Source organism: Pseudomonas orientalis, from assembly GCF_002934065.1.
In the GTDB taxonomy this organism is placed as follows: Bacteria; Pseudomonadota; Gammaproteobacteria; order Pseudomonadales; family Pseudomonadaceae; genus Aquipseudomonas; species Aquipseudomonas orientalis_A.
Map to the genome: position 1 here is coordinate 5342236 of NZ_CP018049.1, position 20315 is coordinate 5362550.

Annotated in this window: 17 protein-coding genes, 6 tRNA genes and 3 rRNA genes; 5 read left to right on the forward strand and 21 right to left on the reverse strand. The window is 55.4% G+C overall.

The genetic code is table 11. From position 1 onward, the window contains the following. Positions 1 to 89: 89 nt before the first annotated feature. The 19 genes from rplL to tyrS form a co-directional block, all read right to left on the reverse strand. Positions 90 to 455, reverse strand: a complete 366-nt coding sequence (gene rplL, locus BOP93_RS24150; RefSeq protein WP_003176432.1) for a 50S ribosomal protein L7/L12 — start codon at positions 453 to 455, stop codon at positions 90 to 92. A 78-nt stretch (positions 456 to 533) separates the two neighbouring features. Next, the gene (rplJ, locus tag BOP93_RS24155; protein WP_056861893.1) at positions 534 to 1034 is read right to left on the reverse strand and encodes a 50S ribosomal protein L10; all 501 of its coding nucleotides are present in this window, start codon (positions 1032 to 1034) and stop codon (positions 534 to 536) included. A 199-nt stretch (positions 1035 to 1233) separates the two neighbouring features. Further along, positions 1234 to 1929 (reverse strand): 50S ribosomal protein L1, encoded by a 696-nt coding sequence (gene rplA / locus BOP93_RS24160; RefSeq protein WP_003176434.1) that lies wholly within the window; start codon positions 1927 to 1929, stop codon positions 1234 to 1236. Next, positions 1929 to 2360 carry a 50S ribosomal protein L11 gene (gene rplK, locus BOP93_RS24165; protein WP_003210097.1) on the reverse strand — a complete coding sequence of 144 codons (432 nt, stop codon included), beginning with the start codon at positions 2358 to 2360 and terminating at the stop codon, positions 1929 to 1931. The genes rplA and rplK overlap by 1 nt, the downstream gene beginning before the upstream one ends. Positions 2361 to 2476: 116 nt before the next feature. Further along, positions 2477 to 3010, reverse strand: a complete 534-nt coding sequence (gene nusG, locus BOP93_RS24170) for a transcription termination/antitermination protein NusG (RefSeq protein WP_003176436.1) — start codon at positions 3008 to 3010, stop codon at positions 2477 to 2479. A gap of 9 nt (positions 3011 to 3019) precedes the next feature. Next, positions 3020 to 3388 carry a preprotein translocase subunit SecE gene (gene secE / locus BOP93_RS24175; protein WP_083356520.1) on the reverse strand — a complete coding sequence of 123 codons (369 nt, stop codon included), beginning with the start codon at positions 3386 to 3388 and terminating at the stop codon, positions 3020 to 3022. 45 nt (positions 3389 to 3433) lie between these two features. Next, a tRNA-Trp gene (locus BOP93_RS24180) sits at positions 3434 to 3509 on the reverse strand. Positions 3510 to 3671: 162 nt separating this feature from the next. Continuing rightward, a tRNA-Thr gene (locus tag BOP93_RS24185) sits at positions 3672 to 3747 on the reverse strand. 26 nt (positions 3748 to 3773) lie between these two features. Beyond that, positions 3774 to 3847: transfer RNA gene (locus BOP93_RS24190), tRNA-Gly, on the reverse strand. Between the two features lie 23 nt (positions 3848 to 3870). Continuing rightward, positions 3871 to 3955: transfer RNA gene (locus BOP93_RS24195), tRNA-Tyr, on the reverse strand. A gap of 141 nt (positions 3956 to 4096) precedes the next feature. Next, entirely contained in the window at positions 4097 to 4543 is a 447-nt protein-coding gene (locus BOP93_RS24200) for a hypothetical protein (RefSeq protein WP_104504882.1), read from the reverse strand. Positions 4544 to 4550: 7 nt separating this feature from the next. After that, positions 4551 to 5300 (reverse strand): pantothenate kinase, encoded by a 750-nt coding sequence (locus tag BOP93_RS24205; protein WP_104504883.1) that lies wholly within the window; start codon positions 5298 to 5300, stop codon positions 4551 to 4553. Further along, complete coding sequence (birA, locus tag BOP93_RS24210; RefSeq protein WP_104504884.1) at positions 5290 to 6249, reverse strand: bifunctional biotin--[acetyl-CoA-carboxylase] ligase/biotin operon repressor BirA; 960 nt, start codon at positions 6247 to 6249, stop codon at positions 5290 to 5292. Before birA ends, BOP93_RS24205 begins: the two co-directional genes overlap by 11 nt. A 160-nt stretch (positions 6250 to 6409) precedes the next feature. Continuing rightward, positions 6410 to 6525, reverse strand: a 5S ribosomal RNA gene (gene rrf / locus BOP93_RS24215). Between the two features lie 157 nt (positions 6526 to 6682). Further along, positions 6683 to 9574 (reverse strand): 23S ribosomal RNA (locus BOP93_RS24220). 246 nt (positions 9575 to 9820) lie between these two features. Beyond that, a tRNA-Ala gene (locus BOP93_RS24225) sits at positions 9821 to 9896 on the reverse strand. 10 nt (positions 9897 to 9906) lie between these two features. Next, positions 9907 to 9983 (reverse strand) — tRNA-Ile (locus BOP93_RS24230). Between the two features lie 124 nt (positions 9984 to 10107). Further along, positions 10108 to 11644 (reverse strand): 16S ribosomal RNA (locus BOP93_RS24235). Together the 16S, 23S and 5S rRNA genes with 2 tRNA genes alongside form the textbook arrangement of a ribosomal RNA operon. Positions 11645 to 12139: 495 nt before the next feature. After that, positions 12140 to 13339: a tyrosine--tRNA ligase gene (gene tyrS, locus BOP93_RS24240; protein ID WP_065885537.1), complete on the reverse strand. Its 1200-nt coding sequence runs from the start codon at positions 13337 to 13339 to the stop codon at positions 12140 to 12142. A gap of 208 nt (positions 13340 to 13547) precedes the next feature. Between tyrS and BOP93_RS24250 the strand changes: the two genes are divergently transcribed. Further along, positions 13548 to 14960 (forward strand): peptidoglycan DD-metalloendopeptidase family protein, encoded by a 1413-nt coding sequence (locus BOP93_RS24250; RefSeq protein WP_104504885.1) that lies wholly within the window; start codon positions 13548 to 13550, stop codon positions 14958 to 14960. Positions 14961 to 14963: 3 nt separating this feature from the next. Next, positions 14964 to 16055: an anhydro-N-acetylmuramic acid kinase gene (locus BOP93_RS24255; protein WP_104504886.1), complete on the forward strand. Its 1092-nt coding sequence runs from the start codon at positions 14964 to 14966 to the stop codon at positions 16053 to 16055. A 75-nt stretch (positions 16056 to 16130) separates the two neighbouring features. Here the strand turns inward: BOP93_RS24255 and erpA are convergent, their stop codons facing one another. Both erpA and argC read right to left on the reverse strand, forming a co-directional pair. Then, entirely contained in the window at positions 16131 to 16481 is a 351-nt protein-coding gene (gene erpA, locus BOP93_RS24260; RefSeq protein ID WP_003176443.1) for an iron-sulfur cluster insertion protein ErpA, read from the reverse strand. 153 nt (positions 16482 to 16634) lie between these two features. Next, positions 16635 to 17669 (reverse strand): N-acetyl-gamma-glutamyl-phosphate reductase, encoded by a 1035-nt coding sequence (argC, locus tag BOP93_RS24265; RefSeq protein WP_104504887.1) that lies wholly within the window; start codon positions 17667 to 17669, stop codon positions 16635 to 16637. A gap of 134 nt (positions 17670 to 17803) precedes the next feature. Between argC and hemJ the strand changes: the two genes are divergently transcribed. From hemJ to BOP93_RS24280, 3 genes are all read left to right on the forward strand, one after another. Beyond that, entirely contained in the window at positions 17804 to 18232 is a 429-nt protein-coding gene (gene hemJ / locus BOP93_RS24270; protein ID WP_065894214.1) for a protoporphyrinogen oxidase HemJ, read from the forward strand. 25 nt (positions 18233 to 18257) lie between these two features. Next, entirely contained in the window at positions 18258 to 19220 is a 963-nt protein-coding gene (locus tag BOP93_RS24275; RefSeq protein ID WP_104504888.1) for an NAD(P)H-dependent flavin oxidoreductase, read from the forward strand. Between the two features lie 70 nt (positions 19221 to 19290). Then, entirely contained in the window at positions 19291 to 20253 is a 963-nt protein-coding gene (locus tag BOP93_RS24280) for a DUF805 domain-containing protein (protein WP_104504889.1), read from the forward strand. Positions 20254 to 20315: the final 62 nt, after the last annotated feature.

The following is a 20315-nucleotide window of genomic DNA, read 5'->3' on the forward strand; positions in this document are numbered from 1 at the left end:
ACAGCCAAGAACGGAAAAAGGCCGGTGGCAAGAGCCACCAGCCATCAGCCTTCAGCTTAAAGCTTGGGCTGGAGACGCAAGGTCGATGCTTACTTCAGCTCGACTTTAGCGCCTGCTTCTTCCAGAGTAGCTTTGGCTTTGTCAGCAGCGTCTTTCGACACAGCTTCCAGAACCTGGGCAGGAGCGCCGTCAACTACAGCCTTGGCTTCTTTCAGGCCCAGACCGGTCAGTTCACGTACTGCCTTGATCACGTTTACTTTCTTCTCGCCAGCTTCCAGCAGCATGACGTTGAATTCGGTTTGCTCTTCAGCAGCGACAGCAGCAACAGCTGGACCAGCGGAAGCAGCGGCAGCGGAAACGCCGAATTTTTCTTCGAAAGCTTTGATCAGCTCAACAACCTGCAGAACCGACATTTCAGCTACGGCGTTGAGGATATCGTCTTGGGAGATAGACATTGCTGTATTTCCTGAATTGGGGGACGGCCTACGCGGCCATCGAAATAAACAAAAATACGCGAAAGAATTTGCTCAGCCTTAGGCTGCGGCAGCTTCTTTTTGCTCGCGAACTGCAGCCAGAGTACGAGCCAGCTTGCTGGTAGCGCCTTGAATCACGCTCATCAGCTGCGAAATAGCTTCGTTACGGGTCGGCAGTGTTGCCAGTACGTCGATTTGGTTAGCTGCGAGGAACTTGCCCTCGAACGCAGCTGCCTTGATCTCGAACTTATCCTGACTCTTGGCGAACTCCTTGAACAAACGGGCAGCAGCGCCTGGATGGTCCTTGGAGAACGCGATCAGAGTCGGGCCAGTGAACACGTCGTTGAGAACACTGTATTCAGTGTCAGCAACAGCGCGCTTGAGCAGGGTGTTACGTACAACACGTACGTATACGCCAGCTTCACGAGCCTCTTTACGGAGTCCGGTCATAGCGCTTACTGTCACACCACGGGCATCAGCCACGACAGCGGACAGAGCAGCTTTGGCAGCCTCGTTGACTTCAGCGACGATGGCCTTCTTGTCTTCGAGATTAATTGCCACGGGTTTAACTCCTGCTTGTTACCGTTTCATCCGGCCTAGGCCTGATGTCGTTTTGGTGTCTGATTCGGTAAGGAACCGGGAGCACCATCTGCGTAGGCTTGTTGGTTTAAGACTTGCGTCGCCTACGGTCTTGGATAGCCCCCGCCAGGCAGGGACCCCAATCTTTCAATTGACGCAATCGCTCGCGCCAACCTGTGTCTTATACGTCCAGCGAGCCTTGGTCGATGACCAGACCTGGGCCCATAGTGGTGCTCAGGGTAACGCGCTTGACGTAGATACCTTTCGAGGAAGCAGGCTTGATACGCTTCAGATCAGCGATCAGGGCTTCAACGTTTTCCTTCAGCTTGACGGCATCAAAGCCGACTTTGCCAACGGAGGTGTGAATGATGCCGTTTTTGTCGGTGCGATAACGAACCTGACCAGCCTTGGCGTTTTTAACCGCGGTAGCTACGTCTGGCGTTACGGTGCCGACTTTAGGGTTAGGCATCAGGCCGCGTGGACCCAGGATCTGACCCAACTGACCTACAACGCGCATTGCATCCGGGGAAGCAATAACAACGTCATAGTTCAGGTCGCCGCCTTTCATTTCGGCAGCCAGGTCGTCCATACCAACGCGATCGGCGCCAGCGGCCAGAGCAGCTTCGGCGGCCGGGCCTTGGGTGAAGACAGCAACACGTACAGTCTTGCCAGTACCGTGTGGCAGCACAGTAGCGCTACGAACGACCTGGTCGGATTTACGTGGGTCAACACCCAGGTTCACAGCAACGTCAACGGACTCGCTGAACTTGACAGTCGACAGCTCGGTCAGCAGGGCAGCAGCGTCTACAAAGTTGTAGGACTTGCCCGCTTCGATTTTGCCGGCGATAGCCTTTTGGCGCTTGGTCAGCTTAGCCATTACACACCCTCCACGTTAAGGCCCATGCTACGAGCAGAACCGGCGATGGTACGCACGGCTGCATCCATATCAGCTGCAGTCAGATCCGCGTTTTTGGTTTTCGCGATTTCTTCCAGCTGAGCACGAGTTACGGTGCCAACCTTAACGGTGTTCGGACGAGCGGAACCGCTAGTCAGACCAGCAGCTTTCTTCAGAAGAACCGAAGCCGGAGTCGACTTGGTTTCGAAAGTGAAGCTACGGTCGCTGTATACAGTGATGATCACTGGAGTCGGCAGACCTGGCTCAATACCCTGAGTACGGGCGTTGAAGGCCTTGCAGAATTCCATGATGTTCACGCCGTGCTGACCCAGAGCTGGGCCGACGGGTGGGCTAGGGTTGGCCTGAGCGGCCTTCACTTGCAGCTTGATGTAAGCGGTAATCTTCTTGGCCATGAGGCACTCCAATTACGGGTTCAAGCGCCTCGAAAGGCTCCCCGGTTACTTGCGCGTTTATCCCAGTGACGACAAAACCCCACAGCCTAGGCTGTGGGGTTGGGATGCTTGCTCAGCTAGACCTTCTCGACCTGGCTGAACTCCAACTCTACCGGAGTAGAGCGACCGAAAATGAGCACCGCCACTTGGATCCGGCTCTTTTCGTAGTTAACTTCTTCGACAGTGCCGTTGAAATCAGCAAACGGACCATCTGTGACACGAACAACCTCGCCTGGCTCGAACAATGTCTTCGGCTTAGGCTTGTCGCTACCGTCAGCAACACGACGCAGAATTGCTTCCGCCTCTTTATCGGTGATCGGCGCAGGCTTATCGGCAGTACCACCAATGAAGCCCATGACGCGAGGAGTGTCCTTGACCAAGTGCCAAGTACCTTCGTTCATGTCCATCTGCACCAGCACGTAGCCAGGAAAGAACTTACGTTCACTCTTGCGCTTCTGGCCATTCCGCATTTCAACCACTTCTTCAGTGGGAACCAGAATTTCGCCGAAGCCATCTTCCATGCCTGCCAGCTTTACGCGCTCCAGCAAAGAGCGCATAACATGCTTCTCGTAACCCGAGTAAGCATGCACAACGTACCAACGCTTAGCCACGGGACACCCTTAGCCAACAATCAAGGAAACAAGCCAGCCGAGCAGGGAATCGAGCCCCCACAACAGCAACGCCATAACCAGAACAACAGCCACGACAATCAATGTGGTCTGTGTGGTTTCTTGGCGAGTCGGCCAAACGACTTTACGAATTTCAGTGCGAGCTTCCTTTACCAGGACCGCGAAGGACTTGCCCTTGACAGTCTGCAGACCTACAAAGGCGGCAACAGCAGCAAGGGCGAGCAAAGCGAGAACGCGGTACAGGATCGGCGAAGCAGAATAGTACTGATTGCCGACAACGCCTACGACCACCAAGGCGACTACAGCGAGCCACTTGACCAGATCGAAACGAGAGCTTTGAGCTTCAGCCTTAGGAGTCATCTATGAAGATCCTGTGAAAAGAAAGCCAGACACACCACGTGAATCTGGCAGGTCAGGAGGGAATCGAACCCCCAACCTACGGTTTTGGAGACCGTCGCTCTGCCAATTGAGCTACTGACCTAAAACAAAATCAGGCCGACCATTATGCAGGCCTGAAAAAGACTTTACAACAACCAACCCCAACAGACTTGAAATCACTGACATCCAACGCCAGAAACAGCACGATACAAGCCGAGGCAGCTGTTAAAACAAAGGCAGATATTTTCATATCTGCCTTGTTATATGGAGCTCTTGAGCGGATTTGAACCGCTGACCTCACCCTTACCAAGGGTGTGCTCTACCAACTGAGCTACAAGAGCAAAACACCTTGCACAACCTGCAAACTTGGAGCGGGTAGCGGGAATCGAACCCGCATCATCAGCTTGGAAGGCTGAGGTTCTACCACTAAACTATACCCGCGGAGCTTGCAGCTCACGCTAAAATGGTGGAGGGGGAAGGATTCGAACCTTCGAAGTCGTAGACGTCAGATTTACAGTCTGATCCCTTTGGCCGCTCGGGAACCCCTCCTAAGCGAGCCGGCATTTTACATCACGCCGACCTTCTGTCAAGCATTTTCTCATTTAAATTATGAGGTTAGCTGCGTTGACGTTGCTTCGCATCAAAAGCCTTAAAGGTCTTCACTGCGAAGCGGGCGCCATTCTATGCAAACTATTGGAGAGTTGCAATGCCTTCGCACAGCATTATTTTATGTTTTAACTCATTGAATTCCTTAGCAAGGTTTTCAAAGGGCAGATCATCCGCCAGGCGCCTGCTTTCAGGGGACACTCGGAGCCAATAACCGGTTGCTTCAGGCATGCTCAGCAATTGGACCTTGACCTTTATATCCAGGCTCGTGAGGCGCTGTTCCAAGGATTGCGCCTGGCGCTGATCGGCAAACCCGCCAATGTACAAGCAGGTATTTTGCGTGTCGGACGATTTCGCACGATCCCTGCGAGCCACCGAATCGGAAGATTCACTCAGCAGTTTTATATCCTGCTGGGAGCCACGATAAAGACTCAGAGGAGTGACATCCTTGGCGCGCAACGGCGCCTCTTGCTGATGCCATATGTAATAGAAGACATTAAGAATCAGTAGAAGCAGAAACAACCAACGCATAAGCACCTCAGGGCAAAGGGCACGCCATTGCCAGGCCAATAAATACCAGATCCGGCACAAGCCGTGCCTGCGGCACAGCGTCAAAGACCAGGTCAGCATCTCCGCCAGTCAGGAATACCGTGAAGTCATCCCCCCAATAACGCCTGGCGAGCTCGATCTGGGTGAGCACAAACCCTCTCAGCATCAGCGTACAGCCACGCTCGACCGCCTCGACCGTTGTACGCCCAGGCGACAGGCGCTCCAGAGCGCGCTCAGCGGACGCATCGTCGTAGCGTATCTTGCGCGTATGGGTACGCAGCTGGTTGCGCATGAGCGGCAGGCCAGGACAAATGAAGCCTCCCAAATGCTTGCCATCGGCATCAATGAAATCTGCAGTCGCCGCCGTCCCAAAATCCAACACCAGGCAAGGACCGGACGCTAGCTTGTACCCTCCAAGGATTGCCAGCCAACGGTCCAGACCAAGCCGCTCGAAGTCCTCATAGCCATTGCGAACGCCCGCCATTTCCACCGCCGACGTGGCACACGAGACAGTAATGCCAAAAGCGTCAATCAATGTCTCGACCAGCTTGTCCGTTTCCTCCAGGGCGCGAACACTCACCAGTCGGCAACGCGTCAGCGCCATGTCCGGCACCGCATTCAAACTCTCAATCAATGCCACATTCGAACCGACCACGCCCTCCGCAAAGGCGCTCACCCTGTCGATATTCAGCACTCGCCATTTGATAAAGCTATTCCCACAGTCGAGCTCAAGAATCATCACGCAACCTCAGGCTTAACTCACCACCGCTGTATGTTTTTTCGACACCGTCTACGTCCAGGCGCAACGCTCCTTGACGATCAACACCGAGCACCACTCCATCAACACGATTCACACCCGCGATAAGTGATACCGCGCGCCCTTGCCACGCATGATTTTGCTCCCACTCCTCCTGGAGGGCCGCAAAGCCAGATACCCTGTGCCGATCGAGGTAGCGCTGCAGTTGCAGGCTAACCTGGGCCACCAGAGCATTACGATCAGCAGCAGATCCTGTCTCGAGCTGCATCGATGTCCATTGCTGATCAACCTCAGCAGCTCTCTGCATGTTCACATTGATCCCGATACCGATTACCACGTGACAGATATCCGCCGGATCCCCAATCAACTCCAGCAATATCCCCGCGATTTTCTTGCGCCCGACCAATACGTCATTGGGCCATTTCAAGACGGCATCCTGAACACCTGACTCTCGCAGAGCCTGAATGACCGCCAAGCCAACAACAAGACTTAGCCCTTCCAGTTGCCGGAGGCCATCCTCAATACGCAGTACCAGGCTGTAATAGATGTTTTGGGCGAACGGGCTGACCCACTTTCGGCCGCGCCTACCGCGCCCAGCCATTTGCTGCTCAGCTAATACCAGGAAAGGCACAGCCCGCGCGACATCAACCATGCGCAACGCCTCTGCGTTGGTGGAATCAATCGAGTCGTAGATATGGATGGGCCAGGACAACGACGGTGCACTTCGCGTAATCCCTTCAGCATTCAGAAACACCAGTGGCGACGCTAACTGGTACCCCTTACCACGCACCTTATGAATAGGTAGATTCAATTCAGCCTCAAGAAGCTGAAGCTGCTTCCACACGGCACTGCGACTAACGCCCAGGACGGCACCCAGCGCCTCTCCGGAATGGAATCGGCCATCTTTCAGAAGTTCTAACAGCGTAAGCATGCAGGTATCGCCTCACAATAAGGCACGCATGATAGCCATGCGAAGAGGCATTGCATAGAAAGGCCGCCTTCGCCAAGCCGCAGTGAACGCTCTTCATGCTTTTCAAGCGCCCAAAACAAAACCCCTGTTTGCGTTAGCAAACAGGGGTTCTGGAATTTAATCTTGACGATGACCTACTCTCACATGGGGAAACCCCACACTACCATCGGCGATGCATCGTTTCACTGCTGAGTTCGGGATGGGATCAGGTGGTTCCAATGCTCTATGGTCGTCAAGAAATTCGGGTACTGAGTCGTGACCACATGGCCTCGCTTCAGCAAATTGGGTATGTGACAGCAATCGGTGTTTTGTGAGCGTCGAACTTTCGGTTCATCTCGTCTTCACACACCGCAATCTGATGCTCGTTAGAGTAGTCAAATTGCTTGGGTGTTATATGGTCAAGCCTCACGGGCAATTAGTATTGGTTAGCTCAACGCCTCACAGCGCTTACACACCCAACCTATCAACGTCGTAGTCTTCGACGGCCCTTCAGGGAACTCAAGGTTCCAGTGAGATCTCATCTTGAGGCTAGTTTCCCGCTTAGATGCTTTCAGCGGTTATCTATTCCGAACATAGCTACCCGGCAATGCCACTGGCGTGACAACCGGAACACCAGAGGTTCGTCCACTCCGGTCCTCTCGTACTAGGAGCAGCCCCTCTCAAATCTCAAACGTCCACGGCAGATAGGGACCGAACTGTCTCACGACGTTCTAAACCCAGCTCGCGTACCACTTTAAATGGCGAACAGCCATACCCTTGGGACCGGCTTCAGCCCCAGGATGTGATGAGCCGACATCGAGGTGCCAAACACCGCCGTCGATATGAACTCTTGGGCGGTATCAGCCTGTTATCCCCGGAGTACCTTTTATCCGTTGAGCGATGGCCCTTCCATACAGAACCACCGGATCACTAAGACCTACTTTCGTACCTGCTCGACGTGTCTGTCTCGCAGTCAAGCGCGCTTTTGCCTTTATACTCTACGACCGATTTCCGACCGGTCTGAGCGCACCTTCGTACTCCTCCGTTACTCTTTAGGAGGAGACCGCCCCAGTCAAACTACCCACCATACACTGTCCTCGATCCGGATAACGGACCTGAGTTAGAACCTCAAAGTTGCCAGGGTGGTATTTCAAGGTTGGCTCCACGCAGACTGGCGTCCACGCTTCAAAGCCTCCCACCTATCCTACACAAGCAAATTCAAAGTCCAGTGCAAAGCTATAGTAAAGGTTCACGGGGTCTTTCCGTCTAGCCGCGGATACACTGCATCTTCACAGCGATTTCAATTTCACTGAGTCTCGGGTGGAGACAGCGCCGCCATCGTTACGCCATTCGTGCAGGTCGGAACTTACCCGACAAGGAATTTCGCTACCTTAGGACCGTTATAGTTACGGCCGCCGTTTACCGGGGCTTCGATCAAGAGCTTCGCGTTAGCTAACCCCATCAATTAACCTTCCGGCACCGGGCAGGCGTCACACCCTATACGTCCACTTTCGTGTTTGCAGAGTGCTGTGTTTTTAATAAACAGTCGCAGCGGCCTGGTATCTTCGACCGGCATGAGCTTACGGAGCAAGTCCTTCACCCTCACCGGCGCACCTTCTCCCGAAGTTACGGTGCCATTTTGCCTAGTTCCTTCACCCGAGTTCTCTCAAGCGCCTTGGTATTCTCTACCCAACCACCTGTGTCGGTTTGGGGTACGGTTCCTGGTTACCTGAAGCTTAGAAGCTTTTCTTGGAAGCATGGCATCAACCACTTCGTCATCTAAAAGATGACTCGTCATCAGCTCTCGGCCTTAGAATCCCGGATTTACCTAAGATTCCAGCCTACCACCTTAAACTTGGACAACCAACGCCAAGCTGGCCTAGCCTTCTCCGTCCCTCCATCGCAATAACCAGAAGTACAGGAATATTAACCTGTTTTCCATCGACTACGCTTTTCAGCCTCGCCTTAGGGACCGACTAACCCTGCGTCGATTAACGTTGCGCAGGAAACCTTGGTCTTTCGGCGTGGGTGTTTTTCACACCCATTGTCGTTACTCATGTCAGCATTCGCACTTCTGATACCTCCAGCAAGCTTCTCAACTCACCTTCACAGGCTTACAGAACGCTCCTCTACCGCATCACTTACGTGATACCCGTAGCTTCGGTGTATGGTTTGAGCCCCGTTACATCTTCCGCGCAGGCCGACTCGACTAGTGAGCTATTACGCTTTCTTTAAAGGGTGGCTGCTTCTAAGCCAACCTCCTAGCTGTCTAAGCCTTCCCACATCGTTTCCCACTTAACCATAACTTTGGGACCTTAGCTGACGGTCTGGGTTGTTTCCCTTTTCACGACGGACGTTAGCACCCGCCGTGTGTCTCCCATGCTCGGCACTTGTAGGTATTCGGAGTTTGCATCGGTTTGGTAAGTCGGGATGACCCCCTAGCCGAAACAGTGCTCTACCCCCTACAGTGATACATGAGGCGCTACCTAAATAGCTTTCGAGGAGAACCAGCTATCTCCGAGCTTGATTAGCCTTTCACTCCGATCCACAGGTCATCCGCTAACTTTTCAACGGTAGTCGGTTCGGTCCTCCAGTTAGTGTTACCCAACCTTCAACCTGCCCATGGATAGATCGCCCGGTTTCGGGTCTATTCCCAGCGACTAGACGCCCTATTAAGACTCGCTTTCGCTACGCCTCCCCTATTCGGTTAAGCTCGCCACTGAAAATAAGTCGCTGACCCATTATACAAAAGGTACGCAGTCACCCAACAAAGTGGGCTCCCACTGCTTGTACGCATACGGTTTCAGGATCTATTTCACTCCCCTCTCCGGGGTTCTTTTCGCCTTTCCCTCACGGTACTAGTTCACTATCGGTCAGTCAGTAGTATTTAGCCTTGGAGGATGGTCCCCCCATATTCAGACAAAGTTTCTCGTGCTCCGTCCTACTCGATTTCATGACTAAGAGATTTTCGCGTACAGGGCTATCACCCACTATGGCCGCACTTTCCAGAGCGTTCCGCTAATCTCAAAGCCACTTAAGGGCTAGTCCCCGTTCGCTCGCCACTACTAAGGGAATCTCGGTTGATTTCTTTTCCTCAGGGTACTTAGATGTTTCAGTTCCCCTGGTTCGCCTCTTACGCCTATGTATTCAGCGTAAGATAACCATCTTATGATGGCTGGGTTCCCCCATTCAGACATCTCCGGATCAAAGTCTGTTTGCCGACTCCCCGAAGCTTTTCGCAGGCTACCACGTCTTTCATCGCCTCTGACTGCCAAGGCATCCACCGTATGCGCTTCTTCACTTGACCATATAACCCCAAGCAATCTGGTTATACTGTGAAGACAACATTCGCCGAAAATTCGAATTTCTCGTTAAGAGAACTCACAAATTTTACCTTAGCCTGAGCCGTTACCAGTGAAAGTAACGTTCAGTCTATCTTTCTATCACATACCCAAATTTTTAAAGAACGAACTAGTCAAAGACTAGAAATCAACATTCACCATCACAACGATGGAATGCTCATTTCTAAGCTTTCTACAAACAGAAGCAGTAGTGGTGGAGCCAAACGGGATCGAACCGTTGACCTCCTGCGTGCAAGGCAGGCGCTCTCCCAGCTGAGCTATGGCCCCATAACAAAATTGGTGGGTCTGGGCAGATTCGAACTGCCGACCTCACCCTTATCAGGGGTGCGCTCTAACCAACTGAGCTACAGACCCAATTTCGAGCGCGTAACTGATTAGCTAAGAGCTATCAGCTTGGAGCTTAAAGCTGCTTCTATCGTCTTCTTCAATGAATCAAGCAATTCGTGTGGGAACTTATGGAGCAGCTGATGTCGTCGATTAAGGAGGTGATCCAGCCGCAGGTTCCCCTACGGCTACCTTGTTACGACTTCACCCCAGTCATGAATCACACCGTGGTAACCGTCCTCCCGAAGGTTAGACTAGCTACTTCTGGTGCAACCCACTCCCATGGTGTGACGGGCGGTGTGTACAAGGCCCGGGAACGTATTCACCGCGACATTCTGATTCGCGATTACTAGCGATTCCGACTTCACGCAGTCGAGTTGCAGACTGCGATCCGGACTACGATCGGTTTTGTGGGATTAGCTCCACCTCGCGGCTTGGCAACCCTCTGTACCGACCATTGTAGCACGTGTGTAGCCCAGGCCGTAAGGGCCATGATGACTTGACGTCATCCCCACCTTCCTCCGGTTTGTCACCGGCAGTCTCCTTAGAGTGCCCACCATAACGTGCTGGTAACTAAGGACAAGGGTTGCGCTCGTTACGGGACTTAACCCAACATCTCACGACACGAGCTGACGACAGCCATGCAGCACCTGTCTCAATGTTCCCGAAGGCACCAATCTATCTCTAGAAAGTTCATTGGATGTCAAGGCCTGGTAAGGTTCTTCGCGTTGCTTCGAATTAAACCACATGCTCCACCGCTTGTGCGGGCCCCCGTCAATTCATTTGAGTTTTAACCTTGCGGCCGTACTCCCCAGGCGGTCAACTTAATGCGTTAGCTGCGCCACTAAGAGCTCAAGGCTCCCAACGGCTAGTTGACATCGTTTACGGCGTGGACTACCAGGGTATCTAATCCTGTTTGCTCCCCACGCTTTCGCACCTCAGTGTCAGTGTTGGTCCAGGTGGTCGCCTTCGCCACTGGTGTTCCTTCCTATATCTACGCATTTCACCGCTACACAGGAAATTCCACCACCCTCTACCACACTCTAGTCAGTCAGTTTTGAATGCAGTTCCCAGGTTGAGCCCGGGGATTTCACATCCAACTTAACAAACCACCTACGCGCGCTTTACGCCCAGTAATTCCGATTAACGCTTGCACCCTCTGTATTACCGCGGCTGCTGGCACAGAGTTAGCCGGTGCTTATTCTGTCGGTAACGTCAAAACAATCACGTATTAGGTAACTGCCCTTCCTCCCAACTTAAAGTGCTTTACAATCCGAAGACCTTCTTCACACACGCGGCATGGCTGGATCAGGCTTTCGCCCATTGTCCAATATTCCCCACTGCTGCCTCCCGTAGGAGTCTGGACCGTGTCTCAGTTCCAGTGTGACTGATCATCCTCTCAGACCAGTTACGGATCGTCGCCTTGGTGAGCCATTACCTCACCAACTAGCTAATCCGACCTAGGCTCATCTGATAGCGCAAGGCCCGAAGGTCCCCTGCTTTCTCCCGTAGGACGTATGCGGTATTAGCGTCCGTTTCCGGACGTTATCCCCCACTACCAGGCAGATTCCTAGGCTTTACTCACCCGTCCGCCGCTCTCAAGAGAAGCAAGCTTCTCTCTACCGCTCGACTTGCATGTGTTAGGCCTGCCGCCAGCGTTCAATCTGAGCCATGATCAAACTCTTCAGTTCAAACATCTTTGGGTTTTTAAGAAACCCTAAACTTGGCTCAGCAATCGTTGGTTATTCTTTGATTTCTCGCGGAGTAACTTGTGATGCTGATAATCTTGTTGACTATCAGTCTGACTCCACAAGCACCCACACGAATTGCTTGATTCAGTTGTTAAAGAGCGGTTGGTTAAGATGTTTCGTCTCAACCGAGGCGCGCATTCTACAGCAGCCTCATTTGCTGTCAAGTGGTTATTTTCAGAAGTTTTCGAAGATTTCTTCAACAACTTCAACCACTTGCGCTTGCGATCTCTCGTAAGCGGGAGGCGAATTCTACAGCGTTACACGCTGCTGTCAACACCTCTTTTTCAACTTCCTTTTGGCTTCGATGAACTGAAGCGGCCTGCTGTCGAAACCTACTTAACTCATTGTTTACCAAGGAGTTTTCCGTTTCGACTGCGCCGGAAGTGGGGCGAATTATAGAGAGATATAATTCGCCGTCAACCCCTAATTAGAGACTTATTCGGATTTGAGCGTAATACGCGCAAATGCCTTCTTCCCCGCCTGGCAAACGTGGGTAGCGCCCAGCTCGTATATAAAAGTGCGATCGACCACTTCACCATCTATGCGCACACCACCCGAACCGAGCAGGTCACGCGCCACCGCAGAGTTCTTCACCAACCCTGCCTTATTAAGGACTGCCGCGATCGGCATCGCCTCAGCCGCAGTCAATTCGATCTCCGGCAGGTCGTCCGGCAACTCGCCATCCTTCATGCGATTGCCCGCCGCACGGTGAGCGTTGGCCGCAGCCTCTTCACCATGAAAGCGCGCCACGATCTCTTCGGCCAGCTTGATCTTCACATCACGCGGGTTGGCACCCGCCTCCACATCAGCACGCAACGCATTGATCTCATCCATCGAGCGAAAGCTCAGCAATTCGAAGTAACGCCACATCAACGAATCCGGAATGGAAACCAGCTTGCCGTACATCACGCCCGGCGCTTCCTGGATACCCACATAATTACCCAGGGACTTGGACATCTTCTTGACGCCGTCCAAACCCTCCAGCAACGGCATGGTCAGAATGCACTGCGCTTCCTGCCCATAGGCGCGCTGCAGCTCACGCCCCATCAACAGGTTGAACTTCTGATCCGTCCCGCCCAGCTCAACATCCGCACGCAAAGCCACCGAGTCATACCCCTGGACCAGCGGGTAAAGAAACTCATGGATCGCGATCGGCTGATTGGTGGAGTAGCGCTTGTCGAAGTCATCACGCTCAAGCATGCGTGCGACGGTGTACTGCGACGTCAGGCGAATGAAATCCGCCGGCCCCATCTGGTCCATCCAGGTGGAATTGAAAGCCACCTCGGTTTTGGCCGGATCAAGGATTTTGAACACTTGGGTCTTGTAGGTCTCGGCATTGTCGAGAACCTGCTCGCGCGTCAGCGGTGGGCGCGTTGCGCTCTTGCCGCTCGGGTCGCCGATCATCCCGGTGAAGTCACCAATAAGGAAGATGACCTGATGCCCCAAGTCCTGGAACTGACGCAGCTTATTAATAAGCACGGTATGGCCAAGGTGCAGGTCCGGCGCGGTAGGGTCAAAGCCTGCCTTGATACGCAGGGGCTGGCCACGCTTGAGCTTTTCTATCAGCTCGGCCTCGACCAACAGTTCTTCCGCACCACGTTTTATCAGCGCTAGCTGCTCTTCAACCGACTTCATAACAGACCCGCAAGGCTCAGATTCAAAAGGGAACCAACCATACAAGATCAGGGACTAATTACAAGTTTTGCCCTGTGAACGGACACCATTGCGCAAGCCCAGCATTCGCGAGCTTGCGCCACAGATGATTTGGTTATATTTTATACAGTTATTTCATCTTCATCATGTCATTCATCTTTTCCATTTCATCTTCAAAGTCAAAATACTTATGACCACTGAACCGTCTAAAGCGCCGCCGCTTTACCCGAAGACCCACCTGCTCGCCGCAAGTGGTATCGCCGCCCTTCTCAGCCTGGCACTCCTGGTATTCCCTTCCAGTGACGTAGAAGCCAAACGAACATCCCTAAGCCTTGACCTGGAAAGTCCCGTTGAGCAACTGACACAAGATCAAGACGCTTCCGACGCGCAACAAGCCACAAATACCCCGACCGAGTCTCCGTTCGCGCAGATTGAAGACACCCCGCAAGAGACTCAAAACGCTGCTCAGGACAAGCCCGCAGCCGTCGCGCCCAAGAACGCCCAGCATCGCGAAGTGATCGTGAGCAAAGGTGACACACTGTCAACACTGTTCGAAAAGGTCGGATTGCCCGCCGCCACCGTCAATGACGTCCTCGCCACCGATAAGCAAGCCAAGCAGTTCACCCAGCTCAAACATGGCCAGAAGCTTGAATTCGAACTGACGCCCGACGGCCAACTGAATAACCTGCACACCACTATCAGCGACCTGGAAAGCATCAGCCTGAGCAAAAGCGCCAAGGGTTTTGCCTTCAATCGCATCACCACCAAGCCGGTCATGCGTTCTGCCTACGTACACGGCGTGATCAACAGCTCGCTGTCGCAATCCGCCGCCCGTGCCGGCCTGTCCCACAGCATGACCATGGACATGGCCAGCGTATTTGGCTACGACATCGACTTCGCCCAGGACATACGCCAGGGTGACGAATTCGATGTGATCTACGAACAGAAAGTCGCCAATGGCAAAGTAGTCGGCACCGGCAATATTCTCTCTGCGCGCTTCACAAACCGTGGCAAGACCTACACCGCCGTGCGCTACACCAACAAACAGGGCAACAGCAGCTACTACACGGCTGACGGCAACAGCATGCGCAAGGCGTTCATCCGTACACCGGTGGACTTCGCCCGTATTAGCTCGCGTTTCTCCATGGGTCGCAAGCATCCAATTCTGAACAAAATCCGCGCCCACAAAGGTGTCGACTACGCCGCTCCGCGTGGCACGCCAATCAAGGCAGCCGGCGACGGCAAGGTCCTGTTGGCCGGGCGTCGCGGTGGTTACGGCAACACGGTGATCATCCAGCACGGCAATACCTACCGCACGCTGTATGGCCACATGCAAGGGTTCGCCAAGGGCGTGAAAACCGGTGGAAACGTGAAGCAGGGCCAAGTGATCGGCTATATCGGCACGACTGGCCTGTCCACCGGGCCGCACTTGCACTATGAATTCCAGGTCAACGGTGTCCACGTTGATCCACTGGGCCAGAAGCTGCCGATGGCCGACCCCATCGCCAAGGCAGAGCGAGCGCGCTTTATGCAGCAAAGCCAACCGTTGATGGCCCGCATGGATCAGGAACGCTCCACCCTGCTGGCTTCGGCGAAGCGTTAAGGTATGCCGCGCTATATAGGTGTGATGTCCGGGACCAGCCTCGATGGCCTGGACATTGCCCTCATCGAGCAGGATTCGACGCTCAACCTGATCGCCACCCACTACACCCCCATGCCTGCCACGCTGCGCGCCGAGCTACTCAGCCTGTGCGCCAGCGGGGCGGATGAGATTGCCCGCTCGGCCATCGCCCAACAGTCCTGGGTAACACTCGCCGCCCAAGGCATCCACGCCTTGCTGGCCCGGCAAAACCTCACCTCTCATGACATCCGTGCGATTGGCAGCCATGGGCAGACCATCCGCCATGAACCCGCCCGGGGCTTTACGGTACAGATCGGCAACCCGGCATTGCTCGCCGAGCTGACGGGCATCACGGTGGTCAGCGACTTCCGCAGCCGCGACGTCGCCGCAGGTGGCCAGGGCGCGCCCTTGGTACCGGCCTTTCACGAGGCGCTGTTCGGTGAACGTGCCGGCAACCGTGCCGTGCTGAATGTCGGTGGTTTCAGCAACCTGAGCCTGATAGAAACCGGCAAACCTGTATCGGGCTTTGACTGCGGCCCGGGCAATGTCTTGCTGGACGCGTGGATTGATCATCAACGCGGCGAGCCGTTTGATCGTGACGGGCAATGGGCAGCCAGTGGCAAGGTTCAGCCGCAGTTACTCAACACGCTGCTCAGCGATGCTTTTTTCGCGACCAAAGGGCCGAAAAGTACCGGAAGAGAAGTGTTCAACCTGAACTGGCTGCAGCACCATCTCGGCGGGTTGCCGGCGTTTCTTCCCGAGGATGTGCAAGCCACATTGCTCGAGCTGACCGCCCTGACCATCGTCGAATCCCTGCAAAGCGCTCAACACCAGACCGACACCCTGCTGGTCTGCGGCGGTGGCGCCCATAACGGGACACTGATGAATCGACTGGCTGCACTGCTACCGTCCACCCAGGTCAGTAGCACAGCCACCTATGGCGTAGACCCGGACTGGGTGGAAGCCATGGCCTTCGCCTGGCTGGCCCATTGCTGCCTGGAAGGCATCGCCGCGAACCGTCCGAGCGTCACCGGTGCTCGCGGGCTGCGGGTGCTGGGCGCGATCTACCCCGCCTGATCCCCAGACAGCACAACGCCGCTTGGTTAATCAAAGCCAAGCGGCGTTCTTTATCCGTGCAGGTCAGGCGTTCGATCAGATCGAGAACGAAGACCCGCAACCACAGGTAGTCGTGGCGTTGGGGTTCTTGATCACGAAACGCGACCCTTCCAGCCCTTCCTGATAATCCACTTCAGCCCCTGCCAGGTACTGGAAGCTCATCGGATCCACCACCAGGCTCACGCCCTCGCGCTCAACGATGGTGTCATCGTCGGCCACATCTTCATCGAAGGTAAAACCGTACTGAAACCCTGAACAACCGCCGCCCGTAACAAATACGCGCAGCTTCAAGCGATCATTACCCTCTTCATCGACCAGGCTCTTCACCTTGTGCGCAGCACCGTGGGTGAATTGCAAAGCCGTGGGGGTGAAGGATTCAACGCTCATGCTGATAATCTCCCGGCGTAGCGCCGTCATATGCGTAATAGCGAGCATTATCCGCTTCTCCTAGAAAAGCGGTCAACTATTATGCGGAGCAGCGGCAAGCTTCAAGCCTTAAGCTACACGCTTGCCGCTGACAACTTGAAGCTTGCCGCTGCTTTAAGGCAGCATCCCTGCGTGGGACAGGCCGAGCTTCTCATCCAGGCCAAACAGGATGTTCATATTCTGCACCGCCTGGCCCGACGCGCCCTTGACCAGGTTGTCGATCACCGACAGCACCACCACCAGGTCGCCGTCCTGCGGACGATGCACCGCAATCCGGCACACGTTGGCGCCGCGCACACTGCGGGTTTCCGGATGGCTGCCCGCCGGCATCACGTCGACGAACGGCTCATTGGCATAACGCTTTTCGAACAATGCCTGCAGGTCAACCGACCGATCGACAACCGCCGCGTACAAGGTGGAGTGAATCCCACGGATCATCGGCGTCAGGTGCGGGACGAAGGTCAGGCCCACGTCCTTACCCGCAGCGCGGCGCAGCCCCTGACGGATCTCAGGCAAATGACGATGCCCTTTGACCGCATACGCCTTCATGCTTTCCGACGTCTCGGAATACAGCGAACCTACCGCAGCACCGCGACCGGCGCCGCTGACACCGGACTTGCAGTCCGCGATCAAACGCGAGGCGTCCGCCAGGCCTGCTTCCAGCAACGGCAGGAAACCCAGCTGAGTCGCCGTCGGATAACAACCCGGCACCGCAATCAGGCGGGCCTGCCTGATCTGCTCACGATTGACTTCCGGCAAGCCGTACACCGCTTCTTCCAGCAACTCTGGCGCGCCGTGAGGCTGGCCGTACCATTTGGCCCACTCATCGGCATCCTGCAGGCGGAAGTCCGCGGACAGATCGATCACCTTGGTGCCCGCCGCCAACAGTTCACCGGCCAATGCATGCGCGACCCCGTGAGGCGTGGCGAAGAACACCACGTCACAGGCACCCAGTGTCTTGATGTCCGGCACGCTGAAGGCCAGGCCGTCGTAGTGGCCTCGCAGGTTCGGGTACATATCGGCCACGGCCAGGCCCGCCTCGGAGCGTGAAGTGATGACCACCACCTCAGCCTGCGGATGCTGAGCCAACAGACGCAGCAATTCGACACCGGTGTAACCCGTGCCGCCGACGATACCGACCTTGACCATAAACCTGCCCTCAACGAACCACTGGAAAGCCGTCGATAATAGGGGCCGTATCGTCCTGCGACAACCGCCAACGTGACGTACGGGCGCTTGAGCTACTACTATCTTCGCTACCGTGAACCTGGGAATAACTAAAAATGCTTTATCTATGGGTCAAAGCCTTCCATATCGTCAGCATCGTGTGCTGGTTTGCCGGGCTGTTCTACCTGCCACGCCTGTTTGTCTACCACGCCCAAAGCGAGGACACCGTCAGCAAGGAGCGCTTCAGCGTCATGGAGCGCAAGCTGTATCGCGGCATCATGGGCCCGGCGATGGTCGCCACGCTGGTCTTCGGCATCTGGTTGCTGGTGCTTAACCCCGGTATTTTCCAATCGGGCGCGTGGATCCACGCCAAGCTCACCCTGGTCGTCCTGTTGATCGGCTATCACCACATGTGCGGCGCGCAGGTAAAGCGCTTCGCCCGTGGTGAAAACAGCCGCAGCCATGTCTTTTATCGCTGGTTCAATGAAGTGCCGGTCCTGATATTGCTGGCAATCGTAATTCTGGTCGTGGTCAAACCGTTTTAACTTCAATTACTCGGGGGAACCTCCAATGTCGCTGCCCGCCCTGCTTGAACAACGCCTGCGCCTGCCCGTGGTGGCTGCCCCCATGTTCCTGATCTCAAACCCGCAACTGGTGCTGGCCTGCTGCCGCAACGGGGTGGTCGGCAGCTTCCCGGCACTCAACCAGCGCGAAAGCAGCGGCTTCAAGGCCTGGCTGGAGGAAATCGAAGCAGGCCTGGCGCAGCTGGATAACCCCGCCCCCTATGCCGTCAATCTGATCGCGCACAACAGCAACCCACGGCTTGAAGCCGACTTGGCCCTCTGCGTCGAGCACCAAGTGCCCATCGTCATCACCAGCCTTGGTGCCGTGAAGGAGTTGGTCGATGCAGTGCACAGCTACGGTGGCCTGGTGTTTCACGACGTCACCACCCGTCGTCATGCCGAAAAAGCCGCTGAAGCGGGCGTCGATGGATTGATCGCGGTCGCCGCCGGCGCAGGGGGTCACGCCGGCACCTGGAGTCCCTTTGCGCTGATTGCCGAGATACGCCAGTTCTTCGACAAAACCCTGCTGCTCGCCGGCTGTCTCAACCACGGTCGGGAAATTCTCGCCGCGCAACTGCTCGGCGCGGACCTGGCGTATCTCGGCACACGCTTTATCGGTACCACCGAAAGCCATGCACCGGATGCGTATAAAGAGATGCTGCTCACAGCGCGCGCCGCCGACATCGTGCACACTCCGGCTGTGTCCGGCGTGCCCGCAAGCTTCATGCGCCAGAGCCTGGAAAATGCCGGCTTTGATCTCGCTGCCCTTCAAGGAAAAGGTGAGGTCAACTTCGGCTCCAAGCTCAAACCGTTGAGCGATGAGGCCAAAGCATGGAAGACTGTATGGTCTGCCGGCCAAGGCGTCGGTGAGATCACTGATTTACCCGGCGTGGATGAACTCGTCGCACGCCTGGGCGCGCAATACCGCCAGGCACGCGAAGACGCAGCACAATTGCGCTGGCCACGTTGACCCAGATGCCAGGCCTGCCAAGTGAGCCGGCCTGCACAACCTCCCTGAAACAAGTGCCAAGGATGCCCGCATGAGCGACAACCGTTTCAAGATCGTGTTTGATGGAACCTTGCTCCCGGGTGTCGAAAGCACCACGGCCAAGCTGAACCTGGCCGAGCTGTTCAAGAGCGACGTCGAAGCCATTGAGAAACTCTTCACCGGCCGCCCGGTCGCGCTCAAACGCGACCTCTCGCGTCCGGACGCCGAAACCTACCTCACCGCGTTGAAAAACGCAGGGGTCGACGCGCGCATCGAAGCCGAACAACCCGTAGCGTTCAACCTTGCCGAAACCCACGAAACAGGCTCCTCTGCCTCGGACTATTCAAACTCCGCTGCATCGCCTTATGCACCACCACGCGCCGCCGTCGGCGATGACTTGCCGGAGTACTCCACGCTCAAGGTCTTCACTATCCACGGGCGTATCGGCCGCCTGCGCTACCTCGCCTGGACGCTCGCACTGACCGTCGCGATGCTGGTAGCTGGCGGGATCATCAGTACCGTGGGTTTCGCCGTGGCCACTGCTTCGCCGACGGTCGCGATCATTCTCGGCTCGTTGCTGGGCTTCGCGCTGTTTGTCGCACTCGTGGTCGTCAGCGTGCAAATCGGCGTGCAGCGCCTGCACGACCTGGGCTGGTCTGGCTGGCTGTACCTGCTGAACCTGGTTCCGCTGGTGAACAGCATTTTCCCTCTGTTGCTGTTGGTATTGCCAGGCAACACCGGCGCCAACCAGTACGGCGCACCTCCACCGCGCAACTCCACAGCGGTTAAAATCCTCGCTTCGTTGTGGCTGGCGTTCATCCCATTGATGCTCATCGTCGTGGTGACCCTGGGCATGAACGGCTACCTGGATCAACTCGAAGCCAACATGGGCAGCGGCTATGAAAGCAGCTCCATCACCACCGATGAAGATGCCGATCAAAGCGTCATCGATGAGCAAGAAGCTGCGCCAAGTGCTGACGACGCGGCTGAACCTGTAGACTCTCCAGAACAGTGAGGAAACGCCGGTGCCTGTGATGCCTCTGTCACAGGCACGGCGGCGTTGCGATGGAGAAAGGC

Bases quoted from the DNA above. Each gene is read 5' to 3' on its own strand.
- rplL (WP_003176432.1), bottom strand. From the start codon at position 455: ATGTCTATCTCCCAAGACGATATCCTCAACGCCGTAGCTGAAATGTCG.
- rplA (WP_003176434.1), bottom strand. From the start codon at position 1,929: ATGGCTAAGCTGACCAAGCGCCAAAAGGCTATCGCCGGCAAAATCGAA.
- rplK (WP_003210097.1), bottom strand. From the start codon at position 2,360: ATGGCCAAGAAGATTACCGCTTACATCAAGCTGCAAGTGAAGGCCGCT.
- secE (WP_083356520.1), bottom strand. From the start codon at position 3,388: ATGACTCCTAAGGCTGAAGCTCAAAGCTCTCGTTTCGATCTGGTCAAG.
- BOP93_RS24200 (WP_104504882.1), bottom strand. From the start codon at position 4,543: ATGCGTTGGTTGTTTCTGCTTCTACTGATTCTTAATGTCTTCTATTAC.
- BOP93_RS24205 (WP_104504883.1), bottom strand. From the start codon at position 5,300: ATGATTCTTGAGCTCGACTGTGGGAATAGCTTTATCAAATGGCGAGTG.
- birA (WP_104504884.1), bottom strand. From the start codon at position 6,249: ATGCTTACGCTGTTAGAACTTCTGAAAGATGGCCGATTCCATTCCGGA.
- tyrS (WP_065885537.1), bottom strand. From the start codon at position 13,339: ATGAAGTCGGTTGAAGAGCAGCTAGCGCTGATAAAACGTGGTGCGGAA.
- BOP93_RS24250 (WP_104504885.1), top strand. From the start codon at position 13,548: ATGACCACTGAACCGTCTAAAGCGCCGCCGCTTTACCCGAAGACCCAC.
- BOP93_RS24255 (WP_104504886.1), top strand. From the start codon at position 14,964: ATGCCGCGCTATATAGGTGTGATGTCCGGGACCAGCCTCGATGGCCTG.
- erpA (WP_003176443.1), bottom strand. From the start codon at position 16,481: ATGAGCGTTGAATCCTTCACCCCCACGGCTTTGCAATTCACCCACGGT.
- argC (WP_104504887.1), bottom strand. From the start codon at position 17,669: ATGGTCAAGGTCGGTATCGTCGGCGGCACGGGTTACACCGGTGTCGAA.
- hemJ (WP_065894214.1), top strand. From the start codon at position 17,804: ATGCTTTATCTATGGGTCAAAGCCTTCCATATCGTCAGCATCGTGTGC.
- BOP93_RS24275 (WP_104504888.1), top strand. From the start codon at position 18,258: ATGTCGCTGCCCGCCCTGCTTGAACAACGCCTGCGCCTGCCCGTGGTG.
- BOP93_RS24280 (WP_104504889.1), top strand. From the start codon at position 19,291: ATGAGCGACAACCGTTTCAAGATCGTGTTTGATGGAACCTTGCTCCCG.